This window comes from Undibacterium sp. Ji50W (genome assembly GCF_049340445.1).
In the GTDB taxonomy this organism is placed as follows: Bacteria; Pseudomonadota; Gammaproteobacteria; order Burkholderiales; family Burkholderiaceae_D; genus Undibacterium.
On record NZ_JBMPOX010000001.1, the window covers coordinates 773673 to 793579 of the forward strand.

The following is a 19907-nucleotide window of genomic DNA, read 5'->3' on the forward strand; positions in this document are numbered from 1 at the left end:
AGAAACACATGCCAGAAAAGATGACGACTGAATTGCTGGAATTGCTGCCGGCGCAGTACCACGCAGATACGCAGTTGCGGGATTTTCTCCTTGCTTTCGAACGTGTGCTGCTGTCTGATGGACAAGGCGACGGATTGGAAGAGAAAATCAGCCAGTTGGCCACCCAACTGGACCCGTACAGGGCGCCGCTGGACCACTTGCCATGGCTGGCCAGCTGGATGGGCCTGACCATCGATGCGGACTACCCGGCCGACAAACAACCGCTCTACCGGCAGTTTGTCGGCCAGACCGTTCCGCGCTATCGCCAGCGCGGAACAAAGGCCGGGATGCTGGAGTTACTGGAAGACTTTACCGGGAAAATCGCACAAATCTGGAGTACCGCTAAGCCGCACAGCTTCGTCGTGATGTTGAGCCTGGACCATCTGCGCGTAAAGGGCGATCTCAACGAACTGGAGCGACTGAACCGCGTGGCCAACGCCCTGATTCAACGTGAAAAGCCGGCACATACCTGCTATGAGTTACGCCCTAAATTTACCACTTTCCAGGTCGCTGACCTGATTGAAAAACATGAAAAACATGGGACGATTGAACGCAAGTGGAAAACACCCAATCTGGAAAAAAAAATAGCCAATCCCGCCCAGGTGGGCTTAAGAAATAACGGCAAGATCGAGCCGGGCAACATGATGCTTGGTCAAGCCCCAACTGCAATCACAAGTAAGGGAGAAACTGGTGGGTAAAAATATCACGGAAATCGACAAAGTCGCCATGGATTATCAGCGGATGGCATATTTCGCAGGACAATTTCTTGAAGCAGAGGATTTGATAACAGAGCAGGAATACCATCTGATGCGCCGCCGTAAGCTCAACAAAGAGCTATACAGCCATGGAGTGCGCAAGGGTTTTTCGGTTACTGTGGGCGACCTTTCCAAAAAGAAAATCACAGTGAGCCGAGGGCTTGCAATTGATATCAATGGCTGTGAATTATGGCTGGAAACTGACAAAGAACTGACGCTTCCCGAAGGCCTTGACGACGGCCCTTACCTGCTCTGTATATGCATACAGGAGGAGGGAACGAAGAACACGGAATTTGTTGATCAAAACAAACTTTCGTGGATCGGTGATACGCGGCAAATGGAGTCCGTTAATTTCAGCATTGTCAGTGCAGAAACAGACGTCAAACTTGACCCGAAATACATCAAGCTTGCTCAATTTTCCGTAAACAAAAACGCCTTGATCAAAGACATAGATAACAGCAAGCGCCATGTATCTATATCCCAAACTGGCTTGGCATTAAACATACAATCCGGAGAGCACTATGTTGATATGTATTATCAAGGAGAGTTGAATGCATATATCGGATTTAATGGAACACTAAAATCAGGACTAGCACAATCACCAGACTGCGTGACCTTTGATAGCATGTCAAAACGCATGCATTTATACGGCGAAGAAGAACTTTATATCGCGAACATAAAAGGAGTGGTGGTCGGTAAGGCATGGGGAGGAAATGGCGACCTTACCGTTGAGGGACGCTGCAAAATATCGAATCGACTTGATGTTGATGGCCCAGCCAGATTAGCAGGAAAACTGGAAGTGGCCAGCGATGTGGAAATCAAGGATGGGTTGGAAGTCCACGGTGAAATTACCAGTCATGCCAATGATTTCAAGCTTGGTGCAAATCGTGAAAAAAAAGGACACCTGGGACGAGCCCTGGTCGCGGGAGCTTCGGATCTGGTATTAAATTATGACGGTGACTGGGATAAGGTTGTCATAGCCAGCGGGGTGGAAATCAAGGGTGGGTTGGAAGTCCACGGTGAAATTACCAGTCATGCCAATGATTTCAAGCTTGGTGCAAATCGTGAAAAAAGAGGACACCGGGGACGAGCCCTGGTCGCGGGAGCTTCGGATCTGGTATTAAATTATGACAGTGACTGGGATAAGGTTGTCATAGCCAGCGGGGCAGAAATCAGAGGAGATCTTACTAGCCTGGGCTCTGATTTTAAATTAGGAAGTATGCGGCCAAGGAAGCGTGCTGAAGAATCAAGAACACCAGGCCGTGCCCTGGTTGCATATGATTACTCGCTTTGGATAAACCATCAAGCAGACTGGGACAAAACCATCATAGGCAGCGAAATGGAGGTGCTTGGATTAGTTTTCAACTCTCCCGGCAGAACCTATTCCAATAATATGGATGCTGCTAAAAAAGAGGGTCTATTGCAAAAATTGCAAAAAAACGGTGACTTCGTATTCTTTGTCGAGAATGCTAATGGAAAAGACAACGGCGAACTCGGCGTATATTGGCGAGCTAACAATGAAATTAAAAGATCATGGATTACTCAGAAAGAGAGAAAAGACGTTGAAGGATATTTATGAACCAAAAAATATATAGCCGCATTGAAACACTAGAAGCCGAGTTCGATAAAGGCCGGCAGCGCCTGGATGATTTGCGGGTGGAAGAAACAAGATTGAAAGAAGCCATGCTGCGCATACACGGTGCGATTACCGCGCTCAAAGAACTGGTAAGCGAAGACAAGCATGCCAGCGAGCCAGGCGTGATCGATATCGAGGAGAGGAAATCGGCATGACCCTGGCCGCGTCAGCGCATACTCCAGCAATTGCACCCGACATGTTTGTGCTGGAAGAAAATCAGCGCCTGTCGGACTCAATGCTCTGGCGCCTGCAACGAAATTTTTATCGTGAGCAAACCATCGACGCATGGCGCCAAAGCATCGTACCCCACTATGTGACCAGCAATACTTTTATCGCCCAGGCTTATGCCAAGGTGGTGTTCGGCTATATCCGCGATATGCTGCGCGACGACCGTCAGCCGCACGTACCTGACGAACCTGTATATGTACTGGAATTGGGGGCCGGATCGGGGCGATTCTCTTATCACTTCCTTCAGTCGTTTTTTTCAATGCTGCGGCAATCAGCTTTGCGCGATGTTGCGGTGACGTTCATCATGAGCGATTTCTCCGAAAAAAATTTGGAATTCTGGCGCGAACATCCCTTGCTACAGACCTATGTCGAGCAGGGTTTTCTCGATTTCGCCCTGGTGGATCTGAGTGAATTTAAAGAGATTGTGTTGCTTCGCTCAGGAAAAGTCCTGGGAGTAGGGCACCTTAAAAATCCCTTGATCGTGCTTGCCAATTATGTCTTCGACAGCATTGAGCAGGACGCCTTCTATGTTGGCGGAGGCCAGCTCTACGAAAGTTTGATCAGCTTGCATAGCCCCGTGGCCGAGCCTGATATGAACGATCCCAGCCTGCTGGTGCGCGTCCAAAGCAATTTTTCCATGGCCAGGGCTCAGCGTGATTATTACCCGGAACCAGAATTGAACTGCATCCTGGACTTCTATCAGCAATATCTGGCAGACAGTCATTTTTTGATGCCGGCGCAAGCCATTCGCTATCTTGGTCATTTACGCAGTATCAGCAACAACCGTTTGCTTCTCATTTCGGGCGACAAAGGCTACAGCCGCGAAGACGATTTGCTATATCAGGTGCCGCCGCAGATTGTGCATCATGGCAGTATATCCTTGATGGTTAATTACCACGCGATTGGCCAATATGTCAGTGGCGAAGGTGGCGTGTTTCTCACTACACCGCATCGCCACGATAGTCTGCACATCTGCGCCGCCATGTTTGATGATGTACCTGTTAATCAAGAGCCCAGCCAGTTCATGGAAACTGAGCAAGCGTTTAGGGAGGCAATCAGCCAGATTGGTCCCGACGATTATTATGTACTCAAATGTTTCGTCCAAAGTAATGCCGAACATCTGTCGTTAGAACAATTGTTGGCCTATATGCGTGTTAGTGCATGGGATGCGGCAAACTTCTGGGGATGTTACGACGCTTTTATGCAGCATGCGCAAAACCTCGATACTGCTGCCAAACAAGAAATCAGCGCGATGGCGAAACAAGTCTGGGACAAGTATTACCCCATGGGCGAAGAACGCGATCTCGCCTACGCACTGGGCAGCTTAATGTACGAAATCGAGTGCTACCCCGACGCCATTGTATATCTTGAACTATCCTGCAGACTCTATGGCGAGAATGCCGCCACGTCATATAACATCGCAATGTGCCATTACAATATGTGCCAGTTCACCCAGGCGTTGCACTATGTACAGCAAGCACTACTGCTTGATCCTGCTTATGAGCCGGCGCGTATCATGCAACTGACGATCCCTGCTCAAATACGGAAATAAATTTGAATGCGCAGCATCAGTCCAAGATTTACAACAACTCATTCGGGAGATTTTCATCGTGAAAACGACAAGTGCACAGCAAGCAGAACATCAGGTAGGTAATGCCGTAACGCGTGCGCCTGGCCTGCCGGATTATCATCGCACATTCAACGAAGGCGTATCTAACAGCGCGCTGGTGCAGCGTCAAGTGGAATCATCCCAGCGAGAAAACAGGCCTGAAGCAAACGACACGGGACTTCCGGATCATTTAAAGACAAACATGGAATTATTTTCTGGTTATACCTTGCGTGACGTAAAGGTTCATTACAACTCATCGAAACCCGCTTCTGTGAACGCGCTTGCCTTCGCACAGGGAACGGATATCCACCTGGCCCCCGGGCAAGAACAACATTTGCCGCACGAACTCTGGCACGTGGTGCAACAAAAACAGGGCCGCGTCCGGCCGACTTTTCAGATGAAGAGTGGGGTACAGGTTAATGCAGACGATGCCCTGGAGGCAGAGGCCGACGTCATGGGGCATCGCATGTCAGGTATGAAAGCTGAGGCTGTGAGTGAGCGAAGTGTGGGAGGAAATGAACGTTCTCTCTTCAACATAGGCAGTACCTCTTCATCTGCACCCCTGCAGATGAAATTTTCACAAACCAACAAATTAAAATTTAAAAAAGCGGTTGAACCTTTTATTAATAAACACGCTGTAGAAGAAAAATACCAGGAAGAAATTCGTCGCTATGCTTCTGTTCTTCGGGAGGCAGATCAAATTTACACTCTCGAAGACGCGATAGCAGCATTGGAAAAAAAGTTAGAAGTACTAACAGCCGCACCTGCAGAAGCAATAACAGCCGCACCTGTAGAAGTTAAAGAAGCCGCACCTGTAGAAGTTAAAGAAGCCGCACCTGTAGAAGTTAAAGAAGCCGTACCTGCAGAAGTTAAAGAAGCCGTACCTGCAGAAGTTAAAGAAGCCGTACCTGCAGAAGTTAAAGAAGCCGCATCTGCAAAATTCAATAAGCATGCAGATCAGCGCGGCGCGATGGCAGCTGCGAAGCTGATTGCCAAACGAAAGGATGAGGTGAGCAAAGCCGCGGAGATTGAGCGAACCGCGGCGGATCTCAAGTATGAAAATGATGCCATTAAAACATTGACAAAAAAAGATAGTAAACGATGGATAATATTGGAAGGTAAGCCCATTGATTTGCAAGGCAAGCTGAAAGCCAAAAGGAAGGAATTTGCGGCTAAAGAAGTTGAAAAAATCACAAAAGAGGAAGAGGAAAAAAAGGCCACCGTGGACAAGGACGAAGGCCCGGCGGAGGAAGCACGTGTGCGCGGTAGTTATCAAGACTACTTCACTAGAGTCAACTTCCATCCTGATGCGTTGAATGCGTTGAAGGTGGTTGGCGAAGATATTCCGCTGGCGACCTTGCTGATCGACGCATTGGTCACGGCGCCCGGCACGCGCCCCTTGTTCTTGGGCAATATCACTACTACGAAAATACGCAGACTGGTACCGGAGGCAGCGACGTTAAAAGCACTCATGGAAATTGGCGTGACCATAGCGGCAATCAGCAATTTCGGCGACAACGACAATGATCTTGCGTTGCTTCTCGCGCTGCACCGCGCCAATGTACCTTTTGCGCGAATCAACAACATTGCGCCGTTGCTGAAGAATTTGGCCGACTACTTCAGCGACGACATTGCTATAGGTCATCTGACGACCTTGCTAGTACACTACGATCCTGCTGACATTAAGCGGGTACTTGATGCCGCACCCGACCCAAAAAGCACTCGCGCTAAGCTAGTGCATGACGTACGCCAAAAAGCTGCAAGCACAGAGGACTTGATCAAGGTACTGGCCTTATGCACCCGTTTTAAATTCGAACAGACTAGGGTCGGAACATGCTTGACCACAGAGGCGGATGGCAGCGAACTGAAGGTTCTGAAAGAGGCGGTTGGCGAAGAACATTTGAATCGCTTCGACAAAATGACAAAGTTCACTGAATGGCTGACCGCTGTCGGTGACGTCGTCACTGAGAAAATTGCCACGATAACCAAAGACGACAAATGGGTGGAGCTTAAGAGCCGTAATCCAAATATGGTTACGAGCGAAATGAAATGTAAGGTCACTCTCACTAATGGATCGGTCAGAGATTTTTGCGTGCATCTTCACCCTTATGCGGACAAAGCAACACAGTACAACACCGGGGCCTCACGCAAACATTTCAAGCCAGAGAGCATTGGCATCTACAAGATACCCTATGAGAATGGACCTCCGATTGTGTTGAAAGAACTCCGATAACCGAGGCCGTGGATCGCCGTCAGAACCAGCGGCCACAGTATTTCCATTTATAAGAGAGATTACGTGGAGTGTGAGCTGAATGTGCAAAACGATAAGCTATATCTTGTTAGCATTGACAGCGCCTCTTCATCTTCTCCCCTTCGGATGACGTGGAGAGATTTAGATATCTGAATAATAAAAAGACAATGGCAGATTTTATTAGAACAAACGCAGTTTCAAAATGAAGTTAGCAGGCGAAAAATACTTGATGACGTACAGAGCAATAGGAGATAAGTATGAGATATATTATTATGGCCAGTTAGGTCAGCAGTGAGTAATTTTCTGAAAAGTCGTGAACGATTTTCTGAAAGCGAACTTCAGCAGGTAGCCAGAATTATCGGTAATTCTGGGCTCCCGCAAGTCTTAATAATTTGGAGCTATTCGCTATGAAATCGGCCATCCTGACAGCGCAAACACCTCAAGCCGCTCTTGCTGAACCTACGCGCATGCCATTCATGCCCAAGGCTGGTTCTCCACCGCGGCAGTCGAGCACTTCGTCCACATCGCACGTGCACGCGACGGTGGTACCGCACGCTGGTATTACTGACGACGATCACCCGCTGGCGCCTTGGCTAAACTGGCTGGACCAGCGCTTGCGCCTGGCGCTTGGTGTCACGCGCGGGCTGGTCGGTGATGCGTCTATCCGCGATTCCTACCGCGGCCTCTACATTACCCCTAACGAAGTCGAACGGCTGCTGGCACAGCCTGCGGGGCAGGCTTTGTTTGCCGGCCTGGGTGCTGTCGCATTTCCCGCCGCGCCGCTACCGGGGGCATTTGGGCGTCTTGCCACCGCCATCGGGTTGACGCCATTCGACATCGCCGCCGTGCTGCTGGCCGTTGCGCCAGAACTCGACCTGCGCTACGAAAGGCTGTACGCTTTTTTACAGGACGATGTCAGCCGCAAGCGGCCCAGTGTCGACCTTGCGCTTAATCTGCTGTGCGGCAGTGCCGGGGAAAAGCTGCGTATGCGTGCGCGCTTCTTGCCGTCCGCGCCACTGCTGCGCTATGGGCTGCTACAGTTGCTGCCGGAATCGGGCCAGGCTGCGGTGCCGTTCGCTATCCATATAATAAAGCCAGACACACAGGTAGTGGCAGCCTTGCTCGGCGAAACCGGCATCGATGCGCGTCTCAGCGCTTGCGCCCGTGTGCATGCCACCGCGCCGGCTGCTGACGCAGGTTTGGCCCAGCAGCACTGGGGCTTGCCGATGGCAGCCCTGTCGCAGGCTGCCCGCCAGGCCGTGGCTGGCGAAGCGCCGTTGCGCTGCCATTTCCATGGCCCTGATGCGCTCGCTCTGCAGGCAGTGGCGGATACCTTGGGTGTAGCGTTACAGCAAGCCGTGCTACACCTGGACCTGGCACAACTGAAGCAGCTGGCGCAAGCCCAGGCACCGCATGAACGGATATTTTCCGCTACGCTTGGTGCCGCCTTGCGCCATGCCTGGCTGCATGGTGCCATTGTCTGCTTTGATAACGTCGATGTGCTGTACGCTGCCGACAGCGCTGTGGAACTGTACGCGCTGCTTGATCACCTGAGCTACCCCGTAACCGTTTGCCTGCTCACTGGCACAGAGACGCGTAATTTTGGTGGTGGTACTGATACTGGCATGTTGAGTTTGTCAGTGCCGGCCCCAACGCGTGCCAGCAGGCAGCATGCCTGGCACGCAGAACTTGGCCGTCACAGTTTGTCCGTTGATGCGGCTGCCACGCTGGCCGCGCGCTTCCAGCTCAATAGCAGCCAGACCAGGGACGCGGTGCGTGCGGTGGCCAGTCAACTGCGCCTCAAGCCCATGGCGACTACCGCAGCACAAGACCTGGACGGCTTGCTGTTCGCCGCCGCGCGCCAGCAAACGCGGCATGTCTTTGCAGGGCTGGCACAGTTGATCGAGCCCCGTCACAGTTGGGCCGATCTGATCCTGCCCGCTGACACGCTGGCGCAATTGCATGAAATCACGTCACGTTTTCTTCATCAGGACCAGGTTCTGGGAGAATGGGGCTTTGCCAGCAAGCTGGGCTACGGCACCGGAACAACGGTCTTGTTTGCCGGCCCATCCGGTACCGGAAAAACCATGGCCGCCGAAGTGCTGGCACATGCACTGGGGCTGGATTTGTACCGTATCGATCTGGCTGCAGTGGTGAGTAAATACATCGGTGAAACAGAGAAAAATCTGGACCGACTGTTCACCGCCGCCGCCCAGGCTAATGCCGTGCTGTTTTTCGACGAGGCCGACGCCTTGTTCGGCAAGCGCACCGAGGTAAAAGATTCGCATGATCGCTATGCCAATCTGGAGATCAGCTATTTACTGCAAAAAATGGAGCAGTACCAGGGCATCGCTATTCTCGCCAGCAATTTGCGCCAGAATCTGGATGATGCCTTTGTACGGCGGCTTGCCTTTATCGTGCACTTCCCATTCCCCGATGAGGTGCAACGACGCAGGATCTGGAACGGTGTCTGGCCGTCTGGCATGTGCCTGGCTGATGACGTGAATATGGATGAGCTGGCGCAAGAATTGAAGCTTAGTGGAGGCAACATCAAGAACGTAGCATTGGCTGCAGCCTTTCTCGCGGCACAGGATGGAACAAACGTCACCCGCCACCATATACGCTGTGCCGCCGAGCGCGAATTCCAAAAACTGGGAAGATCAAACCCTATGTCCACGCCCGCTTCATAATGCGGAAAGTTTAGCCGGACATCAAAACAACTTTATAGTTGCTGCATAGTAAGGTAAGCTAGCGCTTAAGCCGTGCTTGTTGCCTTCGCCCGATATCCCCGTACGATCAGGTATGGCGGCGGTGATGAACCATGCCGCCAGCCGCAGATGTTAGCATGTCGTCAAAACCACGCACATTCAGATAACAGATCCAAGAAAAAGATGGGCACATGACCGGCATAACTGATTGAAGCAGCTGATTGAAACAGCTGATCGAAATAAGTAATCAGAACGAGCTAAAAGATTTTAAAAGAAAGGAAGCGTAAAATTATCTATAAGGCGGTTAAAATGCGGACGAAATGTTAATTGTTCACCCGGACTTTGTCGCTAGCCTTGTCAGACCAGATCTGACAAAATCCCCCAAAACATCCATGCTTATCTAATAAGTACCTGACTAATTGCTTGCCCACATTCTCATCATTGACGACCATGCGCTGTTTCGCTCTGGTCTCTCCATGCTGCTGCGGCAGAATCTGCGCATACCGATACTGGAGGCGGCCTCGTTGGAGGAGACGTTGCGCAAGGCACGCAGCGAACCCGACCAGACGGCACCATGCCTGGTATTGCTCGACATCCTGTTGCAGGGACTGAACGGGATAGATGGCATCAGCCTGCTCAAGCGTCGTTGGCCGCATACACCCATCGTCATGCTGTCTTCCGATGCGATGCAAAAAACGGTGAAGCTGGCCCTGGCATGCGGGGCGACCGCGTTCTTGTCCAAGGGTGATACCAGCGAACACATGCTGGCGCTGATAGGCCAAGTGCTGAACGGCGAGGCGGTATCGCCTGAAACGCCCAGGATTACGCAGATCGCCGCGCCGCGTCTGACACCACGTCAGACGGAAGTGCTGGATTTGCTCTGCCAGGGCATGCCCAACAAGGTGATCGCCAGGCAACTACTGCTGTCGGAAAATACGGTCCGTGTGCATGTGCAGGCGGTACTGGCTTCCCTGCAGGTATCCAACCGGTCCGAGGCGATCGTCGCGGCACGCCGGTTGGGTATGGTGGGGTAGCGCTTTGCCAGCCGCGTTGCAGTCGTCCAGCCCGCAGCTTCCTGCAGTGTCGTGGAAAATATGTCTGGTGTCGATCACGCTGGTCTACCTCGCACTCGACATCTGGGCCAACACCTACTGGGAACGCGTGATCACGCCAACCGCAGGCACGCTGGCCGCAAGTTTTGGCGTAGCCGACAGCAATTACTACCAGCCAATTACTCGCCTTGATGCCAGTTCGCCGCTGGCGCAGGCTGGCCTCAAGCTGGGCGACAAGGTCGTGTTTGATAATTTTCGCGATGTGCTGCGCCAGCTTGGCACCGACGAGCTGGTCGGTCTCACGGTGCGCGGCGTTGCCGGTCCTGTACATCTGACGGTAAGGCCGGTAGCTGACCCTGAGCTGCGCTTGTCACTGGTACAAACCTTGAACTATGTGGCGGCGTGGGCTGGCGTTTACTTCACCTTGCTGGTGGCCTTGCTGGTTGGTTGGCGCCGCGCCGACAGCGGTGCCATGCGCGCCATGGCGATGATGATGACCATCTTCAGCCCGCTGGCGTTTGCCTGGCAACTACCCGGCGGGACCTGGCCGGACCTGCTGGTGACGCTTATCCTGCCGAGTAATATGTTTGTGGCCTTCACGGCGTTTGTTTATTTTACTCTGATCTTCCCCGAAGAGTTGCCCCATATCAGATTGCCCGGGGTGCGCAAGCTGTTTCGCGGGCAACTGCTGTTGGCCGGGACTATCTGCGCAATGCAAATGGCAGACGATTTCTATGCGCTGCCGTGGGCCGTGCGCCGCTGGTGTACGCTCGATGCCTTGCGCGGTATTCCGGTCATTCTCCAGGCGCTGATTTCGTTCACAGCGCTCTGGTTTTCCTGGCGTGCCAGCAAGGGCGTCATGCGGCAAAAGCTGGCGTGGATCGCCTCTTGCATGGGCGTGATTTGCGTTACCGCTTCCACCAGCACCTTGATCGTGGCACTGGGATCAGCCAATTTCGATGTCAAGTTTTCGCTGATGCAGAACGCCATCCTCTTTTGCTGCTATTGCGGTTTGGCGTACGCCATGTTGCGCCACCGTGTGTTTGACTTCGGCCTGGCCGTAAATCGCCTGACCGTGTGGGTGGTCGTGCTGCTGGCGGGATTGCTGGGCATCGCCACGGCCGAGGTCTTGATTGCACCGCTGCTTCAGGGCGGACAGCTTTGGCGGCGGCTGCTGCTGGACGGCACCATTGGGGCGCTACTGCTGGTTGGCTACCGCCATCTGCACCAGCTTGGTGAACACTTCGCGCGCCTGCTGTTCCGGCGCGACTGGGATTTACGCGAGCGCACACTGCAAGACGCGCTGAATGCGGCCCAGTACGTGCATGGCCATGACGCGCTGCTGGCGCACTATCTTGCAGCGCTGGTTTGCTACTCCGGTGCCAGCGCATGTGCCATTTACCTGTGTAGTCCAATCGGCTGCATGCTGGCTACCAACAGCGGGGAGGGTGCCGAGTCACATTTCGTGCCGACAAACGCGGATCTGGAACGTTTGCTTGGGGGCCTCTGCCCCGCCCGGCTGGCCGCGTTCGGCGGAGCGCAGGTACTGGTGCGACCGATGCTGCACCGGAATGAACTCACCGGTTTCATTCTGATGGCAACCAAGCCGGACGATGCTTCCTACCGGCCAGACGAAGTGCGTGCAATCGGTAATGCCGCGCATCATTTAAATCTTGATCTGCAAGCGGAGGCAGCGCGAGCCCAGGCCAGTATGCTGGAACACCAGGTGGAACTGGAGCTCAACGCCCGCAAGCAGGCTGAAGAAACCACGCTGGCCAAGTCGCGCTTCCTGGCAGCGGCCAGCCACGACCTGCGCCAGCCCATACATGCGCAGGGCTTGTTTTTGGAAGTGCTGGCGCGCAGTGAGCTGTCGATACTACAGCGCGAGGTGTTGGCATGCGTGTGTTCTGCGGCGCAGGCATCGTCTGAAATGCTCGACACGCTACTGGATTTTTCGCGCATCGAGGCTGGCGTAATTGAGTCCCATCTACGGCCTTTTACTTTGCAGGTGCTGCTCAATAAAATCGAAAACGATCTGGCCGGGCAGGCCGACTCAAAAGGGATCGTGTACCGTTCGCGCGAAACATCGACCATCGTCGATTCAGATCCAGCGCTGGTCGAGCTCGTCGTGCGCAACCTGGTATCGAACGCCATCCGCTACACTGAGCAAGGCGGCGTGCTGATCGGCTGCCGCCGGCGTGGCGGCCATCTGCTGCTGGAAATATGGGATACCGGCATCGGCATCCATGCGTCGCAGCATCAGGAGATTTTCCTGGAATTCAATCAACTGAGCAATCCGGAACGCGACCGCCGCAAGGGTCTGGGCCTGGGATTAGCGATTGCCGACAGTCTGGCACGCAAGCTAGGTTGCGAGTTATCACTGGCGTCGCGGCCTGGGCGCGGCAGCGTCTTCAGGCTGGCATTGCCGGTGTCAGACAGCGCGCTACTGCCGCAACTGGCAGCCGACAGCGTGCCGGATTTTTCGACTATGAAAGACGTGCGCGTGCTGGTGATCGACGACGAAGAAATGGTCTGCGCCGGCATGCAGCGCTTACTGCAGAGCTGGGGTTGCGACTGCACGGCGGCGATGTCGATCGACCAGGCGATAGCGTCGGCCTGCGCGCGGGTGCCAGATTTGATCATCAGCGATTACCGTTTGCGAGAGCAGGGCAACGGCGCTCAGGCCGTCAGCACACTACGCACGATGTGCGGCGTCGATATACCGGCGCTGCTTATCACTGGCGACACTGCGCCGGAACGCCTGCGCGAGGCCAGTGCGTCTGGCATTCCGCTGCTGCATAAGCCGGTGGCACCGCTGCTGCTGTTCCGTCGGATGACGGAACTGTTGGAGACGGCTGACTGCGCAAGATGAAAAGCCAGCAGGATTTTGGGTTTCCAATGTACCTATGCGCCAGCAGTTTACTTCTCAGCGTCGCGCGGGATGCCTTTTTTGTCAGTCCTACGGAAGATGTGATGTAGATGATCCATTTGATAATTTGATATCGCGATTCGGCAGCGCGCCAACAGTCACAAGTATTCATGGTTGAATTGCGGACACTGACATAGAGAGATGATGAACGGGATATTCCGTTTTTTATATCAGCTTAGCTCGCGTGCGACCGGCGCGCTATCGGCGAGCGGGGCACGGCTTTGCTCGTTGTTTTCCCGCACAAGTTTGCTCAGCAACTTCATGAATTGTTGCTGCTCAACATCTGTGAGCGGTGCCAGTAAGCGACGCCGCAGCCGTTGCGCGCCGGGAATCAGGTCGCTCAACAGTTGTTCTCCAGCGCGGGTAATGGTCAGTGCACGCTGGCGGCGATTGGTGGGGATGACCCGCCGTTCCAGCAGCCCCTTTTCCTCCAGCCGTGCACATACGGTGGCACCAGTCGAGGTATCGATGCCACTGATGGCAGACAGCGATACCTGGTCGATACCTTCTTGATTCTCAAGGTTGCGCAGCATGGCGTACTGCACAGGTGTCAGTTCGGTCCCCATTTCGTCGTAAAAAATCGACACCGAGATTTGTTGTGCGCGGCGCAACAAATGGCCCGGATGTTCATACAAGTCAATCAGCTTGCTCTCTGTTTTTTGCATAGCGCTTTCTCAACTGGTGCGTTGCAACGTAAAAAAATTCATGTGCGGCGTTTACATCGCCAAATTCCAGTCTATACTCTACTACATTCAGTACACTGAATATTAATTCAAAATTAGAAAAGGAGACTGAGATGTTCCCTAAAAACACCTGGTATGTGGCTTGCACGCCGGATGAAATCGAAGATAAACCATTAGGACGCAAGATCTGCGGTGAGGCTATCGTCTTCTATCGCGGGCCGGAGGGCAAGGTGGCGGCGGTAGAGGATTTTTGTCCGCACCGCGGCGCGCCGCTATCGCTGGGCTTTGTGCGCGATGGCCAATTGGTGTGCGGTTATCATGGGCTGGAGATGGGTTGCGACGGCAAGGTGATCAGCATGCCGGGCCAGCGCGTGCGCGGTTTCCCCTGCATCCGCAGTTACCCGGTGGAGGAGCGCTATGGTTTCATCTGGGTATGGACCGGCGAACCTGAACTGGCCGATCCGGCCAAAATCCACCACCTGGAATGGGCAGTCAATCCGGCATGGGCTTATGGCGGCGGCTTGTATCACATCAACTGTGAATACCGGCTGATGATCGATAACCTGATGGACCTGACGCACGAAACCTATGTGCATGCGTCCAGCATAGGCCAAAAGGAGATTGACGAAGCCCCGGTCCACACCCGCGTCGAGGGCGAAGAAGTCATCACCAGCCGTTTCATGGAAAACATCATGGCACCGCCGTTCTGGCGCGCCGCCTTGCGTGGCAATGGCTTGGCAGATGATGTGCCGGTGGACCGCTGGCAAATCTGTCGCTTCACGCCGCCCAGTCATGTGATGATCGAGGTCGGCGTCGCACATGCAGGCAAGGGCGGCTACGACGCCGGTCTGCAACACAAGGCGTCGAGCATAGTGGTGGACTTCATTACGCCAGAAACCGAGACCTCACATTGGTACTTTTGGGGCATGGCGCGCAATTTCAGGCCGGACGACAAGGAACTGACCGCCACCATCCGTGAAGGCCAGGGCAAGATCTTCGGCGAGGACCGCGAGATGCTGGAACGACAGCAGGCCAATATCCTGCATCATCCCGAGCGCAAGTTGCTGATGTTGAATATCGATGCCGGCGGCGTGCAGTCACGTCGCGTGCTGGATCAATGGCTGGAGCGGGAGCAGGCGATATGAGCGCCGCTTTGCTGCAAGTGCGGGTAGAGCGCAAACACATCGAAGCAGAGGGTATCTGCAGTTACGAATTAGTCAGCACGGACGGTACACTGCTACCCGCGTTTACGGCTGGCTCACATATTGACGTGCATATTGGCACTGGCCTGGTGCGTCAATACTCGCTGTGCAATCCGCCCCATGAACGTCACCGCTACCTGATCGGCGTGTTGCGCGACCCTGTATCACGCGGCGGATCGCAAGCCATGCATGAGCATATTCAAGCTGGCGCCACCTTGCAGATCAGCATACCGAAGAACCTTTTCCCCTTGACTGTAGCCAAACACAGCCTGCTGCTGGCGGGTGGCATTGGCGTCACGCCAATTCTTGCCATGGCGGAAGCCTTGTCAGCACAAGGGGCTTCGTTCGAGATGCACTATTGCACACGCTCACCTGAGCGCACTGCATTCCGTCAGCGCATCGCAGCATCGCGCTTCGCGGCACAGGTGCATTTTCATTATGACAGTGGCGATGCCGCGCAAAAACTGGATCTGGCCACGCTGCTGACGCAACTGGACCGTCAGACCCACATCTATCTGTGTGGCCCGGCCGGTTTCATCGATCATGTAAAGGCCACGGTCAAAGCGCACGACTGGCCGCAAGACCAGGTGCACCTGGAATACTTCGGTGCCGTCACGGTTCCAACTGCGGCGGCTGGAGGCGAGCAGGCGTTTGAAGTGCGGTTGGCTTCAAGCGGCAAGGTATATGTCATTCCGCCCGATAGCACGGTGCTGCGGGTGCTGAACGATGCCGGCGTGTTCATTCCTGCATCTTGCGAGCAGGGTGTGTGCGGTACCTGCCTGACACGGGTGCTGGACGGCGTGCCCGACCACCGCGACCAGTATCTGGACGAGGTGGAGCAGGCTGCCAATAATCAGTTTACTCCCTGCTGTTCACGCGCCAAAACTGCCACCTTGCTGCTGGATTTATAATTTGCCGGCCATGTTGACCATCAGACCATCCGTAAGGACAATGACCTGATGGAGGAGCGGCCGCGATTTGTGTAAAAATACCCAAATGCTTCTGTAACCACACGATTTATTGACAGGTTTAGTTACCATTATTGAGTGCATTGAGTGCAGGAACCTTTGAAAACACTTCGGCTCGAGCGTGCCATCGATGCGCAACGCTGCCCTGATCTCACCAAGGGAATTTCACTTTGAACACGGCCAAGAAGCTGCGACTCGGGCCATTGCCCAAGACCGAGAACAATAAGGTCGCCTTATTCGGGCACGCTACAGCGCCCGCTTCCACCATGCCCGTTCGCGGATCGAAATTGCTGAGGCGTGCATCCGTTGATGCGCCGGAAGAATTTACTAAAATGAGTGGCCTCTTTGAAGCCAAGATGATCGGCAATGACGCCGACAGGCCAATCGGTATGTACCATTAGACGCTTCGCCTCCAGGCCAAGCCGTCTTAAAATATACTCCTTGGCACTAATACCTTCGGCATCCAGGGCCGCACGGGTGAGGCTTCTCTCGGTGCACCCCATTTCACTAGCGTAAGTAGTGATGCTTCTCCAATCGACAAAATGCTGCTCCACCAATGCCTTGAAGTGATGGAAACGCCTCAACGCCGGTCTCTTGCGCAGATCGTCCAAGCCCTTGTCCCTGTAGGTAATGGCAATCCAGGAAACCAGCGCATAAAAGCCATATCGCAGATGAGACTGCATGTGCTCGATAAATTCCTCGGATTTCCCAGGGTCATGCCGCGCACGTTCTGAGCTGCTTTCGTCATTTCGCGCCGCGTCATGCCTCAGCCATTGGATGGCGTATTCTGCACGCTCTAAATCCTTGGCATCAATGCGCACGCCGGCTGGGAAGCGTTCTATATCGAATCCAGAGCGAAGGTTCTCACGCGAGGACTTGGGCCAAAGAAAATCCGGACGCACCAACAATATCCAGCCATCCCACGCTTCGCATTCTCCAAAGTTATGTGCCTGCCCAGGGCGAACCATGATCAGGCTCCCAGCCACGTCTGAGATGGGCTGGAAATCCAGCATTTGATTGCACTGCCCCTCGGTCACGAGTATAAGCATGTAGAACGTATAGCCGTAGGTTCGGCGCATGTCTTCCCGGCTCGTCCTTCGACGTAGATCTGAGACACGAAACACCTCCAGGCCATAGGGGTACAAACCTTCGGGCCGATAACGAATTTCCTGGACCTGGTTCCTTAATATTTCCATCATTTCATTGACTCCTTCCAGCAGCGAGATCACGAGCCGTCACAAAAAAATTGTCCGAAAAGTATCGTAAAAATGCAAATTTCTGCCTTTATAGATTGCACCCAGTGAGAGAAAATAACATTTTTAGAGACAATAAGGAAATCAGCAATGAACATCAATCTTGAAATGGTCAAGCAGGAAGTGTTTGAGTTGGAGCGCTCCATCAATGAGCGATGGAGCGCGGGAGACAACCGCGGTTATCTCGACAACTTCCATGATGACATCAGCTACTTCGATCCTGCTCTAGAGAGCATGCTGGTGGGACGCGACGCCGTCGTCGCGCACATCCAGAAGCTGTATAAGAACCCGCATATCGTGCGCAGTGAGTATCTCAATCCACATGTGATCACCAGCGAGGCGGGTGACCTGGCCGTCCTGAGCTATAACCTGCGTAGCTACGTCGTGGATGCCAACGGCACAGAAGAATTGCTACGTGCCTGGAACTCGACAGAGGTTTACCGGAAGATCACGGGCGCATGGCGTATCGTTCACTCGAATTGGGCGATAACGCAGTCCATGACAATTCCCTCGGCCTCCTGATCGAGGAACGCTGCTCTCCGCGCTCCTTGCAAGGCAAGCTCGTGGCAAAAGACGCATGGAGCAGCGCCAAGGCGCTCCCAGGACGAAAACACGCGAGTCCTACAGGCATATTGGGACAGGTATTCATATGAACGTGCGCGATTCCGGCGACTGGAGGTCAGGTACAAGGAGCCTTTCGCAGCGCCGACTTCAGACGCTGGCGCGAGAAGTAGCGACATCGCTGCCAGGTGTGAGCCACGGCCGCCCATTCGTGGAAAAGCTGGACGTGTACAAGGTCGGCGACAAACTTTTCATGATCGTCACCGATGATCCCGACGAGAGGATCATCACACTAAAAGCCGATCCTGACCATGCGAGTGCGCTGCGTGATCACTTCCAAACGGTGACTTTTGGACGTTACCTGGACAAGGGGCACTGGATATCCGTCGGCGCGGGCCGTGGCATCACCCCGCAGTTGATCACTGAACTGGTCAATACATCCTATCAGTTGGTCGTCGAAAGCATGCCTGTGCATGATAGGCCGATCCAGGCCAAGGACCGGACAAACCACCTCAAAAAAAGGACCCAGGCAATGACCCAGCAATCCCGAAAGGCCCAAGAACTTGCAGATCATTACGTAGATCAGCTTTCCTCCTGGGCGAAGATCACTACGCGGCCGTTGTTCGGTGCCGTCGGACTCTATCGGCACGGTCATGTCTTTGCCATGGTTTGGCATGGTGGCCTCTACTTCAAGGTTGATGACGACTCGCGCAAGAATTACGAGGCCGCAGGTTCCCATGCCTGGGCTACGTGAGTGAAGGCGACGAACATGCGCTGAAATCTTACTGGGAAGTACCCGCCCACGTGACTGAAGATCATGAGCAACTGCAGCAGTGGGCTGAGCGCGCCAACCGCGCGGCGGTCAAGAGCGCGAAGGCTTGATCCACGGCGACGGCGCTCCTGAAAGCTGCCAGGGCCGATTCGCTAGAACAATTTGCGCCAGCCACGCGTTCTTTGGTTCAGCGAAACGTTCCCGTCGCCGAGGGGTTGGCGGATAACCACTTCCTGTCGATAGGATTATTGCCCTACTTGCAGTTGAACGGCGTTAAGAGCTGGAATCTGGGAAAACACTTCGGCAATGAAATCCATGAATACCACAGCCCGCGTCGGCAGCAGCCTGTTTGCAACATAGATGATTTGAACCGGGACCGGAGGGGCAGTGTGTTCCGTCAGCAGCAACTGCAAATTACCGTTCTTGAGCCCTTCCTCGAAAAGCCATTCCGGTCCATGTCCGATCCCTAGTCCCGCATTGACCGATTCACGTACGGCCTCAGGTGAGTTGACACTGAGCCTGCCGGATACCGGAACTTGGGTATCCCGGAAGCGCCATGTGGTACCTGTCGACAGCAGGGTGTAGATCACACAATCGTGCCCGCGTAAATCATCCGGTGTGACGGGAACGCCGCGTTTAGCGAGATAGCCCTTACTGGCTACGAAAACGCGCTCGAACAAACCGATGCGCCGCGCGCGCAGTGCACTGTCTTCCAAATGCCCAATCCGAATCGCCAGTTCAGCTCCCTCATCTAACAGACTCACATAGCGATCATTGATCTGTAGATCCAGCGCCAATCCTGGATAGCGTTCCAGGAAAGCGGGGACATGCGGCAACACAAATGCATGGGCCAGAGCGGTCGGGCAGGCGACGCGCAGCAATCCGGACGGATCGACGTTTTCCCTGAAGGACGATTCTGACTCGTCCACGGCGTCAAGGATGCGCCGGACTTCCGCATAGTAGCGTTCTCCCTCTGGCGTGAGGACAAGCTTGCGCGTTGACCGGTGCAGCAGTCGAGTTTGTAGATGTTCTTCCAGCGCCGCCACATAGCGACTGACGTTCGGCTGCCCCAAGCCCAAGTCGCGACCGGCAGCGGAAAAGCTGCCCGTCTCCACCGCACGCGCGAAGCATGTCATCACAAGAAACAGGTCCAAAGTTAAATCTCCTATTCATGCACTACAAGCATGAAACATATACAAAAACACTATCTTATCTAATTTCAAGCATGAGCGCATAGTTCTCCTCACGGCAGGTCAGCCAA

The 19907-nt window shown here is 54.0% G+C and carries 15 protein-coding genes; 12 read left to right on the plus strand and 3 right to left on the minus strand.

Annotated features, from left to right (window positions below; genetic code table 11):
• Positions 1–8 precede the first annotated feature (8 nt).
• From ACO0K9_RS03475 to ACO0K9_RS03510, 8 genes are all read left to right on the plus strand, one after another.
• Complete coding sequence (locus ACO0K9_RS03475; RefSeq protein WP_422981784.1) at positions 9–737, plus strand: phage tail protein; 729 nt, start codon at positions 9–11, stop codon at positions 735–737.
• On the plus strand, positions 730–2373 hold the full coding sequence (locus tag ACO0K9_RS03480) for a hypothetical protein (protein WP_422981786.1): 1644 nt from the start codon (positions 730–732) through the stop codon (positions 2371–2373). The genes ACO0K9_RS03475 and ACO0K9_RS03480 overlap by 8 nt, the downstream gene beginning before the upstream one ends.
• On the plus strand, positions 2370–2585 hold the full coding sequence (locus ACO0K9_RS03485; RefSeq protein ID WP_422981788.1) for a hypothetical protein: 216 nt from the start codon (positions 2370–2372) through the stop codon (positions 2583–2585). The genes ACO0K9_RS03480 and ACO0K9_RS03485 overlap by 4 nt, the downstream gene beginning before the upstream one ends.
• On the plus strand, positions 2582–4210 hold the full coding sequence (locus ACO0K9_RS03490; protein WP_422981790.1) for a hypothetical protein: 1629 nt from the start codon (positions 2582–2584) through the stop codon (positions 4208–4210). Before ACO0K9_RS03485 ends, ACO0K9_RS03490 begins: the two co-directional genes overlap by 4 nt.
• A gap of 58 nt (positions 4211–4268) precedes the next feature.
• Positions 4269–6500, plus strand: coding sequence for an eCIS core domain-containing protein (locus ACO0K9_RS03495; RefSeq protein ID WP_422981792.1), 2232 nt, complete (start codon positions 4269–4271; stop codon positions 6498–6500).
• Between the two features lie 425 nt (positions 6501–6925).
• A complete protein-coding gene (locus ACO0K9_RS03500) occupies positions 6926–9208 on the plus strand; it encodes an ATP-binding protein (protein WP_422981794.1) in 2283 nt (760 codons plus the stop codon).
• Positions 9209–9645: 437 nt separating this feature from the next.
• Positions 9646–10260: a response regulator gene (locus ACO0K9_RS03505; RefSeq protein WP_422981796.1), complete on the plus strand. Its 615-nt coding sequence runs from the start codon at positions 9646–9648 to the stop codon at positions 10258–10260.
• A 1729-nt stretch (positions 10261–11989) separates the two neighbouring features.
• Positions 11990–13150, plus strand: coding sequence for a hybrid sensor histidine kinase/response regulator (locus tag ACO0K9_RS03510; protein ID WP_422982522.1), 1161 nt, complete (start codon positions 11990–11992; stop codon positions 13148–13150).
• 227 nt (positions 13151–13377) lie between these two features.
• Here the strand turns inward: ACO0K9_RS03510 and ACO0K9_RS03515 are convergent, their stop codons facing one another.
• Positions 13378–13872, minus strand: coding sequence for a MarR family winged helix-turn-helix transcriptional regulator (locus tag ACO0K9_RS03515; protein WP_422981798.1), 495 nt, complete (start codon positions 13870–13872; stop codon positions 13378–13380).
• 131 nt (positions 13873–14003) lie between these two features.
• Here ACO0K9_RS03515 and ACO0K9_RS03520 point away from each other — a divergent pair, with 131 nt between their 5' ends.
• Positions 14004–15035 (plus strand): Rieske 2Fe-2S domain-containing protein, encoded by a 1032-nt coding sequence (locus ACO0K9_RS03520; RefSeq protein WP_422981800.1) that lies wholly within the window; start codon positions 14004–14006, stop codon positions 15033–15035.
• Complete coding sequence (locus tag ACO0K9_RS03525) at positions 15032–16003, plus strand: PDR/VanB family oxidoreductase (RefSeq protein ID WP_422981802.1); 972 nt, start codon at positions 15032–15034, stop codon at positions 16001–16003. The genes ACO0K9_RS03520 and ACO0K9_RS03525 overlap by 4 nt, the downstream gene beginning before the upstream one ends.
• Positions 16004–16293: 290 nt before the next feature.
• Here the strand turns inward: ACO0K9_RS03525 and ACO0K9_RS03530 are convergent, their stop codons facing one another.
• Positions 16294–17289, minus strand: a complete 996-nt coding sequence (locus ACO0K9_RS03530) for a helix-turn-helix transcriptional regulator (protein ID WP_422981804.1) — start codon at positions 17287–17289, stop codon at positions 16294–16296.
• A 114-nt stretch (positions 17290–17403) separates the two neighbouring features.
• Between ACO0K9_RS03530 and ACO0K9_RS03535 the strand changes: the two genes are divergently transcribed.
• Together ACO0K9_RS03535 and ACO0K9_RS03540 are read left to right on the plus strand one after the other, a co-directional pair.
• On the plus strand, positions 17404–17835 hold the full coding sequence (locus tag ACO0K9_RS03535) for a YybH family protein (RefSeq protein ID WP_422981806.1): 432 nt from the start codon (positions 17404–17406) through the stop codon (positions 17833–17835).
• 127 nt (positions 17836–17962) lie between these two features.
• A complete protein-coding gene (locus tag ACO0K9_RS03540) occupies positions 17963–18628 on the plus strand; it encodes an MmcQ/YjbR family DNA-binding protein (RefSeq protein ID WP_422981808.1) in 666 nt (221 codons plus the stop codon).
• 263 nt (positions 18629–18891) lie between these two features.
• Here ACO0K9_RS03540 and ACO0K9_RS03545 read toward each other — a convergent pair whose 3' ends face one another.
• Positions 18892–19800, minus strand: coding sequence for a LysR family transcriptional regulator (locus tag ACO0K9_RS03545; protein ID WP_422981810.1), 909 nt, complete (start codon positions 19798–19800; stop codon positions 18892–18894).
• Between the last annotated feature and the right edge of the window lie 107 nt (positions 19801–19907).

What these genes read in the sequence shown, in the direction of transcription:
- ACO0K9_RS03525 (WP_422981802.1), top strand. Translation starts at nt 15,032, where the DNA reads ATGAGCGCCGCTTTGCTGCAAGTGCGGGTAGAGCGCAAACACATCGAA.
- ACO0K9_RS03475 (WP_422981784.1), top strand. Translation starts at nt 9, where the DNA reads ATGCCAGAAAAGATGACGACTGAATTGCTGGAATTGCTGCCGGCGCAG.
- ACO0K9_RS03520 (WP_422981800.1), top strand. Translation starts at nt 14,004, where the DNA reads ATGTTCCCTAAAAACACCTGGTATGTGGCTTGCACGCCGGATGAAATC.
- ACO0K9_RS03500 (WP_422981794.1), top strand. Translation starts at nt 6,926, where the DNA reads ATGAAATCGGCCATCCTGACAGCGCAAACACCTCAAGCCGCTCTTGCT.
- ACO0K9_RS03485 (WP_422981788.1), top strand. Translation starts at nt 2,370, where the DNA reads ATGAACCAAAAAATATATAGCCGCATTGAAACACTAGAAGCCGAGTTC.
- ACO0K9_RS03490 (WP_422981790.1), top strand. Translation starts at nt 2,582, where the DNA reads ATGACCCTGGCCGCGTCAGCGCATACTCCAGCAATTGCACCCGACATG.
- ACO0K9_RS03540 (WP_422981808.1), top strand. Translation starts at nt 17,963, where the DNA reads ATGAACGTGCGCGATTCCGGCGACTGGAGGTCAGGTACAAGGAGCCTT.
- ACO0K9_RS03535 (WP_422981806.1), top strand. Translation starts at nt 17,404, where the DNA reads ATGAACATCAATCTTGAAATGGTCAAGCAGGAAGTGTTTGAGTTGGAG.
- ACO0K9_RS03515 (WP_422981798.1), bottom strand. Translation starts at nt 13,872, where the DNA reads ATGCAAAAAACAGAGAGCAAGCTGATTGACTTGTATGAACATCCGGGC.
- ACO0K9_RS03510 (WP_422982522.1), top strand. Translation starts at nt 11,990, where the DNA reads ATGCTGGAACACCAGGTGGAACTGGAGCTCAACGCCCGCAAGCAGGCT.